Consider the following 570-nt stretch of genomic DNA (forward strand, 5'->3'; position numbering starts at 1 on the left):
CGAAGCAGCTGCGAAAACCTTTACCCGGCTGAAGAGTGAACAACCGAAAATTAAGCAGGATCCTAACTATCTGCGTCAGATCGTTCGTGAAGAACTGCTGCCGTATGTGCAGATCAAATACGCCGGGGCGCTGGTACTTGGTCGTTACTACAAAGAGGCCACGCCGGCACAGCGTGATGCCTATTTCAAAGCCTTCGGTGACTATCTTGCACAGGCTTATGGCCAGGCACTGGCGATGTACAACGGACAAACATACCAGATTGCTCCGCCTCAGCCGCTGGGGGATGCCAATATTATTGCTATTCGTGTGACCATCATCGACCCCAATGGCCGCCCGCCGGTACGACTGGATTTCCAGTGGCGTAAAAACAGCGTCACTAATCACTGGCAGGCTTATGACATGATTGCGGAAGGTGTAAGTATGATCACGACCAAGCAGAACGAATGGAGTGACACCCTGCGTACGAAAGGCATCGACGGCCTGACGGCGCTGTTGAAGTCCTACTCGCAGCAGCCGATTTCATTGAATAAGCAGTCGTAATGAGCGAACAACTGCGTTGGGAGGTAGAG

At 52.5% G+C, this 570-nt stretch carries 1 protein-coding gene; it reads left to right on the top strand.

Going from position 1 to position 570, the window contains the following annotated elements; genetic code table 11:
* A partial coding sequence (gene mlaC / locus WH277_RS02430) for a phospholipid-binding protein MlaC (protein ID WP_339504208.1) occupies window positions 1–541 on the top strand: 541 nt, incomplete at its 5' end.
* Window positions 542–570: the final 29 nt, after the last annotated feature.

This window comes from Erwinia sp. MYb416 (genome assembly GCF_037479575.1).
Taxonomy (GTDB): domain Bacteria; phylum Pseudomonadota; class Gammaproteobacteria; order Enterobacterales; family Enterobacteriaceae; genus Erwinia; species Erwinia rhapontici.